This is a genomic window from Salsipaludibacter albus (assembly GCF_019798055.1).
Lineage (GTDB): Bacteria > Actinomycetota > Nitriliruptoria > Nitriliruptorales > Nitriliruptoraceae > Salsipaludibacter > Salsipaludibacter albus.
Genome location: NZ_JAHOPH010000022.1, coordinates 42,985 through 60,483, shown reverse-complemented (window position 1 = coordinate 60,483; position 17,499 = coordinate 42,985). Strand labels below are relative to the sequence as shown.

The 17,499-nt window shown below is 70.8% G+C and carries 12 protein-coding genes; 1 reads left to right on the top strand and 11 read right to left on the bottom strand.

The window, feature by feature from the left end:
• Positions 1–120 precede the first annotated feature (120 nt).
• From KR546_RS13385 to KR546_RS13335, 11 genes are all read right to left on the bottom strand, one after another.
• The gene (locus tag KR546_RS13385; RefSeq protein WP_238445223.1) at positions 121–711 is read right to left on the bottom strand and encodes a hypothetical protein; all 591 of its coding nucleotides are present in this window, start codon (positions 709–711) and stop codon (positions 121–123) included.
• Positions 712–895: 184 nt separating this feature from the next.
• A complete protein-coding gene (locus KR546_RS13380; RefSeq protein ID WP_238445222.1) occupies positions 896–2,371 on the bottom strand; it encodes an HNH endonuclease signature motif containing protein in 1,476 nt (491 codons plus the stop codon).
• A gap of 151 nt (positions 2,372–2,522) precedes the next feature.
• Positions 2,523–3,521 (bottom strand): hypothetical protein, encoded by a 999-nt coding sequence (locus tag KR546_RS13375; RefSeq protein WP_238445221.1) that lies wholly within the window; start codon positions 3,519–3,521, stop codon positions 2,523–2,525.
• Between the two features lie 289 nt (positions 3,522–3,810).
• Complete coding sequence (locus KR546_RS13370; RefSeq protein WP_238445220.1) at positions 3,811–5,430, bottom strand: S8/S53 family peptidase; 1,620 nt, start codon at positions 5,428–5,430, stop codon at positions 3,811–3,813.
• A gap of 70 nt (positions 5,431–5,500) precedes the next feature.
• The gene (locus tag KR546_RS13365) at positions 5,501–5,941 is read right to left on the bottom strand and encodes a hypothetical protein (protein WP_238445219.1); all 441 of its coding nucleotides are present in this window, start codon (positions 5,939–5,941) and stop codon (positions 5,501–5,503) included.
• A gap of 85 nt (positions 5,942–6,026) precedes the next feature.
• On the bottom strand, positions 6,027–6,572 hold the full coding sequence (locus KR546_RS13360; RefSeq protein WP_238445218.1) for an RNA polymerase sigma factor: 546 nt from the start codon (positions 6,570–6,572) through the stop codon (positions 6,027–6,029).
• Complete coding sequence (locus KR546_RS13355) at positions 6,562–8,961, bottom strand: tetratricopeptide repeat protein (RefSeq protein ID WP_238445217.1); 2,400 nt, start codon at positions 8,959–8,961, stop codon at positions 6,562–6,564. The genes KR546_RS13360 and KR546_RS13355 overlap by 11 nt, the downstream gene beginning before the upstream one ends.
• 199 nt (positions 8,962–9,160) lie before the next feature.
• Positions 9,161–9,352 (bottom strand): hypothetical protein, encoded by a 192-nt coding sequence (locus KR546_RS13350; protein ID WP_238445216.1) that lies wholly within the window; start codon positions 9,350–9,352, stop codon positions 9,161–9,163.
• A 219-nt stretch (positions 9,353–9,571) separates the two neighbouring features.
• Positions 9,572–13,219, bottom strand: a complete 3,648-nt coding sequence (locus KR546_RS13345; protein WP_238445215.1) for an alpha-amylase family glycosyl hydrolase — start codon at positions 13,217–13,219, stop codon at positions 9,572–9,574.
• A gap of 174 nt (positions 13,220–13,393) precedes the next feature.
• Positions 13,394–13,618: a hypothetical protein gene (locus tag KR546_RS13340; protein WP_238445214.1), complete on the bottom strand. Its 225-nt coding sequence runs from the start codon at positions 13,616–13,618 to the stop codon at positions 13,394–13,396.
• A gap of 37 nt (positions 13,619–13,655) precedes the next feature.
• The gene (locus tag KR546_RS13335; RefSeq protein ID WP_238445213.1) at positions 13,656–15,029 is read right to left on the bottom strand and encodes an HNH endonuclease; all 1,374 of its coding nucleotides are present in this window, start codon (positions 15,027–15,029) and stop codon (positions 13,656–13,658) included.
• Between the two features lie 423 nt (positions 15,030–15,452).
• Between KR546_RS13335 and KR546_RS13330 the strand changes: the two genes are divergently transcribed.
• Positions 15,453–17,499: hypothetical protein (locus KR546_RS13330; RefSeq protein ID WP_238445212.1), on the top strand; the 2,047-nt coding region annotated here is incomplete at its 3' end.

Below are 17,499 nucleotides of genomic sequence, written 5' to 3'. Positions count from 1 at the left end.
CCCGTGGCCCGCCCGGCCTGCCCCCACCCTAATTGCCTCGCAGGAGCCGCCGGGCGTCGGACGACGTCCTCCGCGGGGCCGGCGTGGCCCACGCGAAGGACATCGATGCGGTGGGCGGACTCAGCCGATCACGTCCAACATCGCGTCGCAGAAGTCGATCCCCTGGAGGTCGTTGCGACCCGTGCTGCCGAACACCACGCCCAGGTCGGCGACGAAGATGTCGTCGAACGGGAAGTCCAGGGTGCCGTTGGTGTCGACCACGAACTGGAAGCGGACCTGGCCCGGGTCGTTGTAGACCAACTTGCCGTCCGGACCGGTCCACCGCTCCCCGCCCGTGCCCAGGGACGTGATGGTCGCGAGCCCGTCGTCGTCCACGACGACGTCGAGGTCGTGGAGCAGGACGTGCTGGTCACGGGTGACGCTGGCCCCGGTGTCGAGGTTGGTGAAGGTCTCCGACGCCCGGAAGTTCTCCTGGAAGCTGGGGACGCCGTCACGCCCGGTGTAGGTGAAGGCCTGGCGTGATCGGAGTTCGCCGTCGATCTGGACCGCGATTCCCGAACCGCAGAAGTTCGGGTCGACCTCGGTGAACTCCTCCTCGAACACCTGGACGTCGGGCGGGCCGGCCAGGGCCGGCGTGGCGACCAGCGCCAGTGCAAGTGCGGTGGCGACGACGAGCAGTCGTCGCATGGACAGGACAGCAGGTGCGTGCATTGGGTCTCCCCCGTGTTGACGTGGACGCCCTCGTCGACCCGCTGGGGCCGAGGGGCGAGTGCGGGACCCATGCTGGCCCCGGGCCGCAAGAAGCCCGCAAGAGGCCGTGCCGGGGTTGTCCGACCAGCCCCACGTCAGGCCGCCACATCGGACGGACCAACGCCGTCGCACCGGGCAGGGGACCTCACGCCACCAGGTGGAACCCGATCACTCGACCGAGTTCCTGCTCCATGATGGCCAGCGCGTCGTCGAGGTGGAGCCGTTCACCGTCCCAGCCGGGCGGCTGCAGGCTGCGGGGATCGGCCCGGCTGGCCGCTTCCGCGGAAGCGCCTGGGTCACCCCCGACCAGGGCCAGGTGCGACGGCATCGGATGGGCCGCGTCGGGTGCCCGGAAGCTGGCGCGGCCGTCGTCGTGGAGTCGCACCTCCCAGGCCTTGGCATGGACGACCCGGTGGTGGGCGCCACACAACAGCAGCAGGTTGGACAGGTCGGTCGGGCCGCCGTCGGCCCAGTGGACGACGTGGTGGGCGTGGAGATGTCGCGTGGCCGCACAGCCCGGGAAGCGACAGGTCCCGTCGCGCGCCCGAAGTGCCTCGCGCAGGCGGAACGGGATCACCCGGGTCGTGTGCCCCACGTCGACCGGAAGGCCGTCCCTGGTGGCCACCCGCCGGATCGCGGCGTCGCACGCCAGGCGTCGCAGGACGTGCCGGGACAGACGCCGCAGGCCCCCGTGCCGACCCTGGACCACCACGGAGGCCGGTCGTCGCCGCTGCACCGTGTCACCGGTCGGCTCGACGTCGTCCGCTTCCGCGGAAGCGTTCGTGGCCTGGTCGGTGTGGGCGAGCGCGTCCACCGTGCTGTCGACGTCGCCCTGCAGGACCAGAGTCGTGCGGGCAGCACCGGTCAGGTCCTGGTCGACGTGGCCGATCGCCAGGTCGAGGGCGTGCACGAACGCGTCCGCACGGCGCTGGGCGATCGGACCGGACGGCGGACGGTCCGAGGGCCGTTCGCCGGGCAACTCGTCGTTGGCGGGCTGGGCCTGGGCGTCCATGACCTCGACCAGCCGGTCCAGGAGCGTGACGGCGCGCAGGCCCGCCTCGACCGGCACGTCGATCGTCAGTCGGACCGAATCCCCGCGGTGACGCACGCGCACACCCCGCTCGTCGTACGGATCGCGCCGGTCGTCGAGGTGACGGAACGTCTGCACGATCCGCTCGAGCTGGGAGGCCGGAGCATTGTCGGCGTAGACCAGGAGGAGCCGCTCCAGCTTCGGCTCACCACACCGCGTGATGGCCCGGACCTTCGAGTAGGACAGCTCGCCGCGGACGAACCGCTCGCAGGTTGCCGTGAAGGTCCGCAGCGCCAGCGCGACCCGGACCTGCTCGCGCGAGGTCGAGGGCGCCATCCCCAGCGCCCACGACAGCCACTGGCCCGGTGTGCGGAAGCCCTGCCACGCCCACGCACCGCGGACGATGAACTCGCCCAGCACCACCAGCAGCCGCGCCGACGCCGCAGCCGCCGCGCCGGCCGAGCGGCGCACCTCGTCCTCGAGCCCGGCGTCGTCCAGCCCGGCAAAGTCGGGGTGCGGCTCGATGGCGTGCCATGGGCCACCAGCGCCTCCCAGCCACCGCGTTCGGGCGGTGGCGGCGGCACCATCCACCGCTCCTCGCCCGTCACTTTCTCCGTGTCCAACTCGCTCGCCTCGTCCACTGCCACCGGCTCGTCCTCCCGCCACGTCGTTCCATGCACTCTCGATGGTTCCACATGGGTGTGACAACGGTGGCAATGTCGCGAAGGTCCGGTCGGACGGGTCAGGTGGCGGGGACGGTGGTGATCCAGTACGCGGAGGCAGTGTCAGACGGATCGCATCGATCGTCGGACTGCTCGTATGCCCGGGCGTCGACGCCGTCGAGGTAGGCCAGGGACACCGGACCCGTCCACGTCGCCCCCAGCGACCACGCCAGGCTGCCGCCCTGGTCGATGAGTTCGACACCGAACGTCAGCTTTCCAGATCCCGCCGGCCAGTAGTGACCGATGAGTGACTGGTCGTTGGTGTCGAAGCAGGCCAGGTCCACCCGCTGGTCCGCCGGGAGGTCGACGTCGTCGATGGCGACCGAGTCTCCCATCGGGCCGTCCCCGAGGAGGTCGGCGATCCCGTCGGCGGGCATGCTGCGTGGCAGGTGGACGACGTCCATGGCATGGTCCACCCCGTCGATGCTCAGGGTTCCTGCCATCGCCATGTACTCAACGCCTTCGCTGATCCCGGCGCTGACCACGGTTCCCGTGGTCAGGACGACCGGTGCCTGCCCGGACGTGTCGTCCACGGGGTCGAGCGTGACCTCGGTCGGCAGGAGGGCCTCGACCATGGCTGGCAGGACCGGCTCCTCGGTGAGATCGTCGGTGGCCGGCGACGTCGCGGCCTCGGTCGCGCCCCCGGCTGCGCCTCCGGGATTGCCGAGGGCGTCGACGACCCCGCCGATCCCGAGCCCGGTGACGCCCACCAGCGCGACCGCGGCGACCCCGGTTCCGAGGGTGATCCCCGAGGAGGAAGCAGCCACAGCCACGCCGTGCGCGTCGACGACCCTGACGCTGACGCGCTGCCCCGGGCGCAGTCCCTTCGGATCGAGCACGTCGTAGGAGACGGACACGTCGTCCGAGCCGGCCGCGACGGAGAGGTCAGGCTCACCGAGTCGAATGGTGCGGCCGCGTACGCGCGCCGTGAGCGTGCCGGAGAACCGGACCGGTCCGACGTTGGACACGGTCAGTTCCAGGCGCAGGCCGTCACCGTCGGCAACCAGCTTCGGTCGCACGACGATCCTGAGCCGCGCTCGGCGGGTGGACTCGCGCGGCGTGTCCCCCTCGCCTGGTGCCGGGAGGGTTCGGCCCGCCGTCGACCCGTGGCGGCCGCGTGTGCGTTCGCTCTGCATGGTCGTGTCCCCCTGCTGGGTGGGCACGCGGATCGGCCCGGTCAGCGGGGAGACGTGCAGCGACCTGGAGTTGATACAGCAGGAGTTGTTCGATGTTGGCTGACCTTGGGAGACAGCGAGCGGCGGGCCGGAGCCAACGGCCCCAACCCGCCCTGGTCACTGCAGAGCTAGTTCACGGGCCCTGCGGCCATCCGAGCGTCGAGAACACCTCGGCGGAAGCCGTCTCGTTCTCACCAAGCTCCTGCAACTGCTCGGCGAACAAGGCCGATGCAACGCCTGTGGCGAAGCTCGTGCCACACCAGTCCGCCATGCTGTACGAGCCGCTGTCTTCTTCGTTCGGTGTTGCGTCCTCGAACGTGAGCTGAACGCGGGGGTAGACATTCTTCTTGGACTCCACCGCCGTGTACTCCAGCGACCCGGGGAGGAACGTTGACGTATGACACCCTGGGAGATCCCGCACGGTTACGTAGTCTCCCGTTGCTGCGTAGGGTTGCTGAGCGTCACCTGCCTGGTCTGTGGCCCCGACCGCCATGAGCCTGCGCGCCACCGTTTCGCGAAGCTTGTCGATGACCTCGCAGGCGCCGTCAGAGGCCTGTTCGGACCCGCATGACTGACGTGCAACCTGCGCGGTGAAGGCTGCCGGATACACCACTGGAGGCTCTTGGCTGTTGAGAGCTTTCAAGCCGGCCGTGTTGCCAGCCGCCGCAAGAACAACGCTGTCGTTCATCGTCAAGTGGTCAATCGTTTGCAATGACAACAGCGGGTACTCCACATCCGGTGCCCGTCCACCGTCTTCCTCGGGATGCAGCGAGCCGTGGTCGCAAACGACGGTCCCCAGGGAGAGGTTGGTGATCGTTCGCGGGTCGTCCTTGTCGCGAAGCCGGAGGGCCGCATCGAACACGTCACTCTCGTAGAACCCACCTTGCTCAGGTCGACCTTCCGGCGTGGGCACTGCGTAGGGGTCAGGCACCACGTCAGGGTCTGGCACAGCCCAATGTGTGATCGGCGCGTCAGAGTGCTGCCGCACGACGCCGGCGATGAACGTGCCGTGGCCAGCAACCGCCGCTTGATCGCCCAAACCACGGTTGTCGGGCTCACCGTCAATGTGCTTGTGCAGATCGAGGCCATGCACAAGGCCAGTGTCGATCACGTGGATTCTCGGGGCTCGTCCTTGCCCGGAATCCTGCGTGTGGGTCTCCATTGCGACAAGCGCTTCGTCCGGATCGTCGGCCGGGCCGGGCAGGTTCCCCGGGAAGTAGATCCACGCCGGCATGGGGAACATCCGGTAGTCAGGCGAGGCGCGCAACACATCGCCGAGCCCCGAGGAAGGATCGTTCAGTGCCCGTGCCACCTCCAGCGGCTCAGATCGGTCGTTTGAATCGCCGACCGAAAACATCCAGAGGACATCGGACACAAGTTCTTCCGGGGCGGGATCCGGCCCAGGCAAATACTCCTCGAGAATGGCATCTACTTCGGTTAGGAGCGCGTCATCCAGTCCCTCCGGGGTGTACACAACTAGGTTGGTGGGGTGGGTCTCGCATGAGTTTCCGTCGGGCTCCGCGACCCGACCAGATGTGGACCTGACCCCAGCCTCTCGGACGTCAGCCGGGTTGCGGTACCACCTCAGGTCCGCGGACTTCTCGGTCGAGGTCGCCGACCCCGTGGGTCCAGCTGTCTCCGTCGGTTCGTCATCGTCCGACTCGCCGCCGTCGCCGCAGGCAACGAACGCCAGGGCGGCGACGAGGGTCAGGGCGAGGCGGCGTGCGATTCGGGTTCTTGGGTGTGTGTCCATGGGTGATCCTCCTGGTCACCGACGAGACGGGCGAGCGTCGTGCCGGTGATACATCCCCCGTGGACCAGTCCTAGTGGGCATCGCCTCCGGAGGGTGAAAGGTCGATGCCGTCGGTCACGCCCGACGTCCCGTCGGGGAGCTCGATCCGGAACCGGACCGGGCCCACGGCCGGCACCGTGGCCACGCCGTCGTCGTCAGTCTCGAGTGCGACCGAGCCCTCTGCGGTCTCGATCGAGACCGGGGTGGACGCCGGTGACACCATGACCAGCGCGTCGTTCGCCCTGCGTCGCACGACCAGGACCACGTCGTCGCGCTCGAACCGGGCGACGGTGTCCCCGTCGTCACCCCGCATCGGCACGGATGCCTCGGTCAGCTCGATCAACTCCTCGTCGATCCGGCGCAGGCCGTACAGCGCCTTGGCCGAGTCGACGGCCAGCGGCGGCACGCGATCGTGCTCGGCGAAGTGGGCTCGCAGGCGGGCCTCGAGCTCGTCGTGGGTCGGGTCTGCCATGACCTACCTCCCCGTCCGGTTGCGCACTCGGCCAGCGTCGGACCGGCTGGGCAGCGAGCCGCCCGCCTGGTCGTCGTCGACATGGTCAGGTCTCATGGAGGTCCTCCGGGATGTGCCGGGACAACGAGTCCAGGCACCGGCGCCGCGTCGGGCCGATCGAGCCGATCGGCATGTCCATCGCCGCCGAGACCTCGTCGTAGTTCATCGCCGCACTGAACAGCAGCGTCAACAGTTCCCGACACCGGTCCGAGATCTGCGTCAGCGCCCGCTGCACGACGGTGGCATCGTCTGCTCGGCCGGCGGCCTCGGCAGGGTCGACGGCCCGGTCGTCCTCCAGGGTGAACAGGTCATCCACCCGGGTGGTCGGCCGACGCCGGCGCAGCTCGTCACGCGTCGCGTTCCGGGCGACGATGGCGAGCCATCCCCTGAGCTTTCCGGGATCGCGAATCGTGTCCAGGCGATTGAGCAGTCGCATCCACACGAGCTGGGACACGTCCTGGGCCAGCGCGACGTCGGCGCCCACCGCCCGCGCGTTGGCGAACACGAGGTGGGCGTGGCGCTCGACCAACTCGTCCCATGCGGTCGAATCACCCCGCCCCGCGCCGCGCACCAGTTCTTCGTCACTGCGCATGGTCAGCCCCCGTCCCCGTTCGGGAAGACCTCGAACCGTGCGGAGCCAGCCGCCCAACCACGCTCAATGCCCGCGCGACCACGTCGTCACCGTCCGCCCGCGCGCGCCACACGGCCTCCTCCGGCGAGACGCCGTGGGCCAACTCCGCATGGATTCGCGCGACGGCCGCGACGGTGCGCAGGTCGTCCGGGATCGTGTAGGTCGACGCCACGACGGTGCTCGTGCCCGCAGCAAGCCAGGCAGTGGGCAGCCCGAGCGTCGAGACGCCGGCGGGTTGCGCGGCCGCGGCCCGGCAGGCGGCCGCGACGACCAGGGCCGGCGCCGCGTCCAGTGCCTCGATCTCGAGGGCCGACACGGTCCCGTCGGCCAGTTCGTAGGTCGACAGCATCGGGTTGTCGACATGGTGGTGGCCGTGGCAGCTCAAGTGCAGGGTCGCGCCCCGGGCGGCGGCGATGGCGTCGAGGGGGTCGCCGCTCGCGATTCGCAGTTGCTCGCCGAGCACTGCCTCCAGCTCGGCCACTTCTTCGTCCTGCGTGAGCAGGCCGGGACCGACGACCATCGTGGTCCCCGGGGCGGGCACCGCGCCCGGTGCCAGTTCGGCCACGATCCGGACGGGGCGTGCGGCCAGAGAGGTCCAGGGGGCCCTGGCCAGGTCGCCCGTGAGGGCCAGTGCGAGCGGCCCGTCACCGTCGAGCCACGACAGGTGGGCACGCAGGGCCGCAGCCGTCGCGTCGAGCAGTCCTTGCACGGGCGACCCTTCGCTGCCGAGGGCCTCTCGCAGGACCGCGTCGTGGCGGTCGACGAGGTCCATAACGGTCGCCCGATCCGGTGTGCTGACGAACGACATCGATCCCCCGTCGACCCGGACGCACACGAGCTCGGTCCCGTCGTCGAGCAGGGTGATGTCCGGTGCGGCCCCGGACTGGGGCGAGGGTGCCCCGTCGACGACGGGATGCGGCAACCCATCGGACGCCGCCTGGCTCCCGGCCGGCCGCAGCGCCAACTGCTGCAGCGCCGACACGATCCAGACGATCGTGGCGGGATCGTCCGCGCGTCGTGCAGCATGCACGCCGACCTGCGTGATCCCGTCCCGCAGCCGCGCGAGGGCGATGCGCACCTCCAACGTCGTGGCCCCCACGGTCTCCGTGGTCGCCTGCGCGATGGCGCGCCGCACGATCGCGCAGGCCTCCTGCGGATCGTCGCCGAGCAGGGCGGACACCGCGTCGGCGTACACCCGCCGAAGGTCGTCGCGGTCGAGCGTGCGCAGGCGTTCGAGCGGTCGGTCGAGTCGGGAGTCGTCGCGCGGCCATCCGCGCCCGACCGCCAGGAGGTCGGCATCCGTGGCCTCGGCGTCCAGCCCGGCGTCGCGAAGCTGGTCACCGACGCGCAGTGCGTCGGCGACGACGTCGGTGCCGAGGTCGGGCATGGCCTGGAGACGACGCAGCGTGACCACGTGCCGCCACGAGGCGCGTCCCTGGTCTTCGAACAGGCGGTCGGCGGTCTCCAGGGAGCGCTCGGCCACGTCGGGGTGGCCGGTGGCGAACAGCGCCATGGCCAGCGCGACGAGCAGTTCGGCGCGGTCGGCCGACGCCCCCGACGCCTGGAGGGATCGGATCGCTGCCGCGGTGCGCTCGAGGGCCTCGGTCCGACGGCCGAGCAGCATCAGTGCCTCGGCGTGGTCGAGCTCGGTCTCGATGTAGGGCTCGCCGTGCTCGCGCAGCTCGACCTTGGCAGTCTCCAGCAATTCGACGGCTGCCACCAGGTCTCCGGCCCGCGTGGCGGCCCACCCCATGTTGCCTCTCGCCAGGACGGCCAGCAGGTCGAGCTCGAGTTCGAGGTAGATCTCGCGGGCCCGGCCGAAGTGGTCGAACGCCTCGCTCGGGCGCCCCCGGGTGGCCGCCATCAGGCCGAGCCCGTTGCACGTGTGCGCCTCGCCCAGGCGGTCCCCGTTCGCGCGAAACTGCTCGAGCGCCGTGGCGTATCCCTGCTCGGCTCGGTCGAGGTCACCGACGCGCCCGGCGATGTTGGCGCGCTGGAAGTTCACCCGGGGGGCCAGCTCCTCGGACGGATCGAGCGCCGCCAGGAGTCGGTCGGCCTCGTCGAACTCGCCGGTGAAGGCGAGCACGCCGGTCAGCGTCATGACCGCACGGGTGTGGTCGTCGCTGCCCGGCTCGAGGCCGTCGACGGCTCGCAGCAGCCACGCGCGTGACTCGTCCAGCTCACGCAGGTGTCGCAGCGCAAGACCCAGCGCCCACGCCGCGATGGCCTGCGCACCATCGAGCGGCTCATCGTCGACGACGTCCGCCAGCACCGCCCGGGCCGCCATGGCGGCCTCGGCCGGATTCGCATCCGCCTGCGTCACCAACGTCCGAGCTGCCTCGAGCGTCATGCCCCGTACCCCAACCTCGCCACATTTCACCCTACACGGGTGTTCGGGCGCTCCGGGCGGTGGACGGGCATCGCCGTGGCCTCGGTCGAGCTTCGCTGGTCGCTCGCGCGCGGTCCGGGTGGACGAAGCCGGCCTCCCGCAGATCGCATGGCGGGCCCCGAGGTCCCGAGCGGGACGGGGCTGCCCAGGGGGCAGCGGCTCACGCAGCGCGGAGGTCCAGTACCGGGTCGGGCTGCTCGGAGCGCTGCGCCGGACGCCGCAGGGCCTCGCGAAACCAGGCGGCCACGACCTCGCGGGCGGGGAAGCGGGAACGAGCTGGCCGGTGCGCCGCGGCGCGCTCGGCGGCGTCCACGCGAGCGTGGTGCAGGGCGAGATGGACTGAGGGGTTCATGGTCGTTGCCTCCGGGTCGGTTGCTGCCGGTGCCGCGACCTGCGCGCACCGCGGATCGGAGACGAATCCCGTGGTGCGCGTGATACGAGCGTCGTGGACGACCGCACGGTCAGCCGCCGACCGCGCGACCTCCCCCTCGGATGCCTGGTTCGCCATGGATGCCTTGGTGGTCGGCCCCCAGGTCATCCCGCGGGAACCGGCCGCGCGTCCAGCCGTTCGTCAGCGACGCCCTCGCCGACGCGGCGGGCCATCGTCCACGTCACCATCGACCACGACGCCGTTGGCGAACTGCAGGCGGCCGAGTTCGTCGTAGGCAGCCACGGCGAGATCGCCACCGAGCAGGTCCGCGAGGTCACGGGCGTCCTTGCGGTCCAGCAGCAGGGTCGCGTACGACGCAAGGTCCGGGTACTGCGCGGCGAGGTCGTCGGGCAGGTCGTCACTGCCGGCGGACAGCGGGATCGAGTCACCACCCGTGATCGCCTCCGCGTCGATGGCCAGCGATCCGGTCGGCCCGTGGTGGAGCCGGTACGTCCAGCCGGTGCGGTCCGGCGGCAGGTCCCAGGCGATCGTGTCCCGGGTCAGCAGGTGCGCGGCGTCCACGGACAGGTCGGGTGCGCCGGGCCCGACGCTGCCGGGGTCCGCGACGGTGTAGGTCACGACCTCGACCAGCGGTGCGGTGCCGGTCGGCGCCGAGTCCGGGGGTGGGGTGAAGCGGAACTCGACACCCTCGCCCTCGGCGACCGTCCACGACAGGTTCCCGCCGTCGGGGACGCCACCGGTCCCCCAGTTGCCGTTGGCCCAGGCCTCGTCCTGGACGACCTTGGACTCGTAGCTGCCGGCGGGCAGCTGGCTGGTCCGGAAGGTCCAGACGTCGTCGCCGTCCGGGTCCTGCAGCCATGCCCGCAGGCAGTCGGGCTGCCAGTCGCCGGGACAGCCGAGCTCGTCCTGGAAGCTGCCGGCGGCGCCGTAGAGGTGTGGGGTGTCCACCGAGTTCGTGACCCAGTTCGTGGCGTGGCTGTACCAGAACGTGATCGGACCACCGTCCGCCTGCAGTTCGATGTTGGGTCCGTCGCGGACGGCGCCGGCGCCGTAGTTCTCGTCCCAGCTGCCGTCGATGGCGACCTTGTAGGCGTACTGGCCGGTCGGGATGGCCTGGTCGTCCGCGAACGTCCGCGACCACACCAGGTCGACGTCGTCCAGCGCCAGGTCGATGTCGGTGCAGGGCGGGTCCCACTCGAGGGCGCAGCCCACCTGGTCCTGGAAGTTGCCGGGGGTCGTGACCCGGTCGGGCTGGACGACCGGTCCGCCGTCCCCGCCCGGGTCGGTCGCGGGCTCGCCGACCACGGCCCAGGTCTCCGCCACCCCGAGGTCACCGGTGGCGTCGACCGCGATCGCGCGATACTCGACCATGGCGCCGTCGTCCAGGTCCGACACGTCGTGGAAGACCCGGAACGGTCGGTTGTCGTCGGTGCCGAGCACGGTCCAGTCGTCCTCGCCGACGGCGCGCCAGGCAAAGGTGACCTGCGTGAACGCGTCGCCGGGAACGGTCACGCCGACCTCGGCCCGCCCGCCGACGACGCCGCCTTCGTCGACCGTCGTGAAGACCGGCCTCGGGATGGTCTTGTCGTTGCTGAGCGGGCGGTTGGCGCGGTAGACCACGGCGCCGAGCGCCGGCACCGTGACGGTCACCCGGCCCTCGTCGTCGGTCTGCACGCGCTGGTCGGCGCCACTGCTCGCCCACACCCGGTCGAGCTTGGCCCGATGGGTGAACGTGTCGATGGTGGCCGTGTGGGCGCTGGTGTCGTTGTTGACCGCGACGAGGTACTCGCGGTCGGTGCTGGCGTCGATGCGGCTGAACGCGTAGATCCCGGGACCGTCGGTGGCGAAGCGGTGCACCTGGGCACCGTCCGCCAGGGCCGGGTGCGCGTCGACCAGGGCGGCCAACTCGGCGATCGTGGTGTACATCGGGTGGGACGGATCGAAGTTCGCGTCGGCCGGTGTGTCGTCCGTTCCCAGGGGGTCGTAGGAGTTGTACAGGTCCACCTGGCTGGGGAACATGTCCTCGCGCGCCCGCTGGTCGCCGATGCCACCGGGGACGTCCGGCGGGGCCCGGAAGCCCTGCTCGTCGCCGTAGAAGACCACCGGCTGGCCCCGGGACAGGTACATCAGGGCGTGCGCGAGCTGGTCCCGGGCCAGCAGTTCGGCTTCGTCGCCCCCGTCCTGGGACAGGAACGAACCGATCCGCCCCATGTCGTGGTTGCCCAGGAACGTCGGCAGCGAGTAGGCGTTGGAGTCGGCGTCGATGAACCAGTCGTCACTGGCGAAGAAGTCGCGCAGGTCGGTGGTGTCGGCGCCCCGTGCGAAGCTGGTGGCCGACGCCTGGAAGCCGAAGTCGGCGGCTGCCTGGAGCCTGCCCTCGGTGGTGTAGCGCGACACGTACGCCGGGTTGGTGTCGTACACCTCGCCGAACATGAAGAAGTCGTCGTTGCCGATCGAGTCGGCATGGTCGAGGACCGCCGGGGAGAACTCCTGCCAGAACTCGATGTTGACGTGCTTGACGGTGTCGATGCGGAACCCGTCGATGCCGACGTCACCGACCCAGGCGTTGTAGATGTCGATCATCCCGTCCACCACGTCGGGGTGCTCGGTCCACAGGTCGTCCAGCGACGAGAACGGGCCCGACGGGAAGTCGCCGTAGGTGTCGGACTCGCCCGAGAACGTCGACACACCCCGGTTGTGGTAGTAGACCGGGTCGTTGAGCCAGTTCGGGACCTTCAGGTCGGCCTCGTCGGCGGGCACGATCGGGGTGTAGGGGAACGAGTCGAGGTCGACCTCGGGGAAGTCGCCCGTGCCCGCGTACTCGCGGTCGTCGAAGGGCGTGCCGTCGGCGGTCAGGTAGGGCTGGTCGTCGGTCGAGACGTAGGGCAGGTTGCCGTCGGCGTCGTACTCGGACTCGTCGTAGGTGATGACGTCGGCGCTGTGGTTGGTGATGATGTCGAAGAAGACCTTGATCCCGCGGTCGTGGGCGGCGTCGACCAGCGCACGCATGTCGTCGTTGGTGCCAAGGTGCGGGTCGATGACGGTGTAGTCGGTGATCCAGTAGCCGTGGTAGCCCGCGCTGCGGGTGTCGCCGACCCCCTGGACGGGCTTGTTCTTGAACGATGGCGTGAGCCAGATCGCGGTGGTGCCCAGGCCCTCGATGTAGTCGAGGTGGTCGACCAGGCCCTGGATGTCCCCGCCGTGGAAGTAGGCCGTGTCGGTCGGGTCGAAGCCGTGGACGTACTTGGCCTCGTCGGCCGGGGTGCCGTCGGGCACGGTGAACCCACCCGTGTCGTTGGACGGATCGCCGTTGGCGAACCGGTCGGCCATCACGAAGTAGAAGCGTTCGCGGGTGAGGTCGTCGCGCACGCTGTCGGTGGCCAGCGCCCGGTCGGCCGGGCCAGCCGGCTCGGGGTCGGCGGCTGGCTCGACCGCGACCCGGTGGGTGGCGTGGTCGTAGGTGAAGCGCAAATCCGCGTCGGCCAGCAGCACCAGGGGGATGTTGCTCTCGCCACCGTTCAGCCCGTAGTTCTCGTCCCAGGAGCCGTCCAGGCGCACCTTGTACTCCCACGTGCCGGACGGGACCTCGGCGACCAGTTCCCACAGGCCGTCGTCCACCTCGACCATGTCGGTGGCCGCACAGGCCTCGTCCCACGGGGTGTCACAGCCCAGCACCTCCATCAACGACCCCATCACGGTGACCCGCTCGGGGGACGCCGTGTGGTCCCCGACAGCCGGGGGCGGTGCCGCAAGGGGCACCAGCACGAGTGCGACCAGGAGTGCCAGGCCGACGGACAACGGGGAGCCAGAGGTGGACCGGAAGGCCATGGGGGGGATCCTTGGCGGGGGGAACGGTCGGTGGTTCCAACCTAGACATGCCGGGGCCCGACCGAAAGGCCTCCGTGGGGCATGCCGGAACCCGCCATGGACGACGGGGACAAGCCCGACGTGCGGACCACCGTGACCTGTGGGCACACACCAACACGTTGGTGACGAACGCGATCAGGTCGCGTCGAACAGCGCATCGCGATCGGTGATGTCCACCCTCGGCAGACCAGAACCCTCAACGATGGGGATGTCCAGCCGGAACGAGGCCTCGCCGGACAACTCGTCCAGCGCATCGCGGAGGGCACGATTCATCAGCGCCGTGAGCGTGATCCCCTGCTCGGCGGCGGCAGCCTTGGCACGTCGCATCAGGGTGTCGTCGAGGTCAAGCGTGGTTCGCATGCAGAAGACCTTGTCTCAGGCAGATTGTGTTCTCGGATCACCCCGCCGCGGGAGGCTCGGGGTCGCTGCGCGGGAGGTGGGCTGGCCTTGCCTGGCGAACGGTGTAGCCGGACCGGGTCGCGGTCCAGGTGCGGGTCCCGTCCGCGTGGCGGGTGAGGGTCCATTCGCCGCGCTGCTTCGCGGCGTTGAACCGTCGCGACATCATGGCGAGGTTCGTCACGTCGGTCGTTCCGTCGTCGTCCCAGTCCTGCACGTGGTCGACGTCGGCGACCATGGCCGGCGTGGTCGAGCACGGCGCGGTGTCGTGCAGGTCGCGGGCGAGGACGGCCTCGCGCAGCCAGCCCCGGGCGAACCGCTGTCGGCGACCGACCCCGACCACCTCCCCGACATCGTCGACCGCGACCAGGCGGGCGTCGGCACCGGCGGCATCGAGCCACCGGCGGGCGACGTCCGAGGTGACCCGCATGCGACCGGCCAGCGGGGACAGCAGCCAGGCGGGACTCGACCCGTCCAGCAGGGTGTCGACGTGGCAGGTCAGTCGGACCGACGGGCGGCCGGACCCGCGCGGCCTCGCGTCCTCGAGGGGATCGAACGTCACGGCGTCCCGCCCGGTCACGAGCTCGAACAGGGCGCAGGCCCGGCGGCCGGCGTTGCGACCCGCGATCGCGGCCGCGTGGCGGTGCGCCGCGGTCACCTCGGCGTCGCACGTGTCGGCCGGGTCGGGCAGGTCGGGCGCGTCCCGGAACGGATACCGGTCGGCCGCCTGGTTGTCCACCGACTGGGCCAGCAGCGGGAAGTGTTCGGAGTCGTACTCGCCGTAGGCCGTCCCGGACCCGTCCAGCCGCGGTGTCAGTACGAGCCGGTTGTCGGCCACCGGGTCACGTTCCCGTTCGGCGTCGCGCACGGCCACCAGCTCGTCCACGAGGATGTCGACCTCCCAGATGAGGTGGTCGGCCTCGAACTCGGCGTAGCCCGGCGCGAGCTCGGCGACCAGGTCGTCCACCCGGTCCCGGCCGGCGCGGTTGACCCGGCCAACGGCGGTGACGACCGCGCGGATCTGCGACCACGACAGGTCACCTGCGCGGAAGGCCCGCCGGGTCGCCGGCATGTGGACCAGGTGCGAGGCGACCCGCAGCAGCGTGCGCCGCTCGAAGCCGACGGCCCGGCAGGTCTGGGACAACAGGATCTCCGGCGCGACGCCGAGGACGGACTCGGTGACGTTGTCCTCGACGATGCGGATCATGGCGTCGACCGCTCGGGCCATCAACCGGTCCGCGCCCCCGAGGGCCTCGACCAGGGTCCCCAGCGCCGCCGTGTCGTGGTCGTGGGACCAGTCCGTGACGGCTGCCTCCGCCGGGGCAGGCGCCTGGCCCGGTCGAACGGGCTCGGTGCGTTCGTCGCCGGCCTCCACCCGACCGCGCCGCACGTCCGAAGCGGACCCGTCAAGGGGGTCCGGTCGACGGCCAGGTCCACGTCGCGGGGCGGGGTTCGACTCCATGACCACGACCGTACGTGTGTTCGATCGCCCTCGACCATCCACGTCATCAGCATGTGGACAACCACGAGAAATGGTCCGAATGGACCACCTGCGCCATCGAGCCGGCACCACCATCGCGCGATGGTGGACAACGAGACTGCACGATCGTAGAGTTCCGCTCCTGCTCGACCGGGTGCGACCCACCCCGGACACCGCACGGCCCGGACGAGCAGGGAGTCGGTCATGGGGCGACGGCTTGCAGCGCGGCGGGAACACGGTCCCCGGACGCCACGGACGCCGGGAGGCATCGCACGACGAGCGACGGTCGAGGCGACCGCGCGACTGCTCGGACCGGTCGTGTCGACGATCGGCCTCGGCGCGATGCTGGCCACCACCCAGCTGCGCTTCGGCGGCGAGGACCCACTGGCCTCGGCCGACGACTTCGACAACTGGCACCACCGCGGCATCGCCAACCGGGCCGCGCTGGACGCCGGCTGGTCGGCCGGCGCGGCCTCCGAGCTGTCGTGGCACGCCGACTTCGTCGATTCCTACCTCTACAACCCCCTGTGGTGGGTCCAGGGCGGCCTGTCGCGCGTCAAGACCGCGCTGTCGCTGGCGCCGCCGCTGACCAACGTCCACTTCGACGACCTGTCGTCGGTGGCCCAGGTCACCACGATGTGGCGCCGCTACCTGTCCGGTGCGATCACCGGCGTGCTGCACGCCACCACCTTCCCGACCGAGGCCGAGCAGGTCGCCGCCGCCCGCCACGTCGTCGGCGTGACCCTGCACGCCACCGCCGACTTCTACTCCCATTCCAACTGGGTCGACGACCCGGCCCGGCGCCGCCTGACCTGGTCGGACCACTCCCCGCACGAACAGGCCCGACTTGCCCTGTTCACCGGCACCTACGAACACGACGAGCACACCGGCATCGCCCACCACGGCAAGTACTCGCCGGCCTGCACCCTGCTGACCCCGATCGGCGGGACGATGGACGTCGTCTGCCACGCCGTGTCGCCGTTCTCCAACACCGCGCTGTGCCAGACGTGGAAGGCCTGCAAGGACTCGCGCCCGATCGGGTCGTTCGAGGTCCTGGGCGTGCCGATCCCGGGCGGCTTCGTCCACCTCGACCCGCCGGGCATCAACCTCGACAGCACCTGGCTGGCCCGGATCGGCGCCCAGGTGCGCGGGTTCTCCGCCGACGACGGCCCGGTCCTGTTCGAGGCCGCCTACGACCTGGCCGTGCGCGAGTGCACCACCATGCTGGCCACGATCGGCGCGACGCTGGACCGCGCCGGGCACGGGGAGTTCTGGAGGAAGGTGCGCATGAACCCGGCCGCGGCCGAGTCGGTGTGGCACGACCAGTACGAGGACTTCCACCGCCAGGGCCTGCACTTCGTCGGCACCGGCACCTATCCCCCGGCGCCGACCACCCCGGCGGCCGAGTGGTTCCTGCGACTGCGGATCGTCACCGCGAACACGTTCGGGGCCGGCACCGACGCCGACATCTTCGCCCGCACGCCGTACGGCGAGGTGCTGCTGGACACGATGGCGGGCCGCAACCCGCTGATCGCCTACAACGACTTCGAGGCCGGCGACGACCAGGTGTTCCACCTCGGCCCGTTCCCGGACTGCCCGTCCGAGCTGCGGCTGCGCAACGACTCGGCCGGGGTCGGCGAGGTGTTCGTCGCGTTGGGCCAGGCGTTCGTCGCGGCGCTGGTCGGCGCGGTCGAGCTGGTCGAGGACTTCTTCCTGTCGATCATCGGCGGCCACGCCGACCACGTCGCCACCACCCGCAAGGTGTGGAGCCCGTCGCAGCTGGCGGCGGTCGGCAGCGGCGCCAGCGGGTTCACGGTCCGACTGAACGGTGGCAGCGAGGGGATCTACGACGTCGAGGGGACGATCCGGCGGACCCGTCGCAGCGTGGTGATGGGTCGGCCGGCGTCCAGCTACGAGGTGCACCTGGTCCGGCTGCGCTGCATCGAGGAGTCGGACTGGGACCGCGGGACGTCCGACGACGAGCCGTTCCTGTTCGCGATGCTGGTCAACCAGGCCTCGCGGACGATGACTCGCCAGCAGTTCGGCCCCTTCAGCGGGGTCGACACGGGCGAGACCCGGACGCTTGACCGGCGCCTGACCGCGACCGACGTCCCCGACGGGATCGGCTGGGTCACCCTGCCGCTGCAGGTCATGGAGTCCGACGACGAGGGTGCCGGCCGCCGACGCGACGCCTTCGACGCGTTCAGCAGTGCGTTCATGCGCCAGACCGAGGAATCCCGCGAGGGCTTCATCTCCGCACTCGGCCGCTCGCTGGGGGCCGACTGGGAGGTGGCGAGCCTGCAGGTGCACGCCTACCGGACCGGTGCCGACGAGGTCGCGTTCGGGCAGGTGCTGGCGCCGGTGC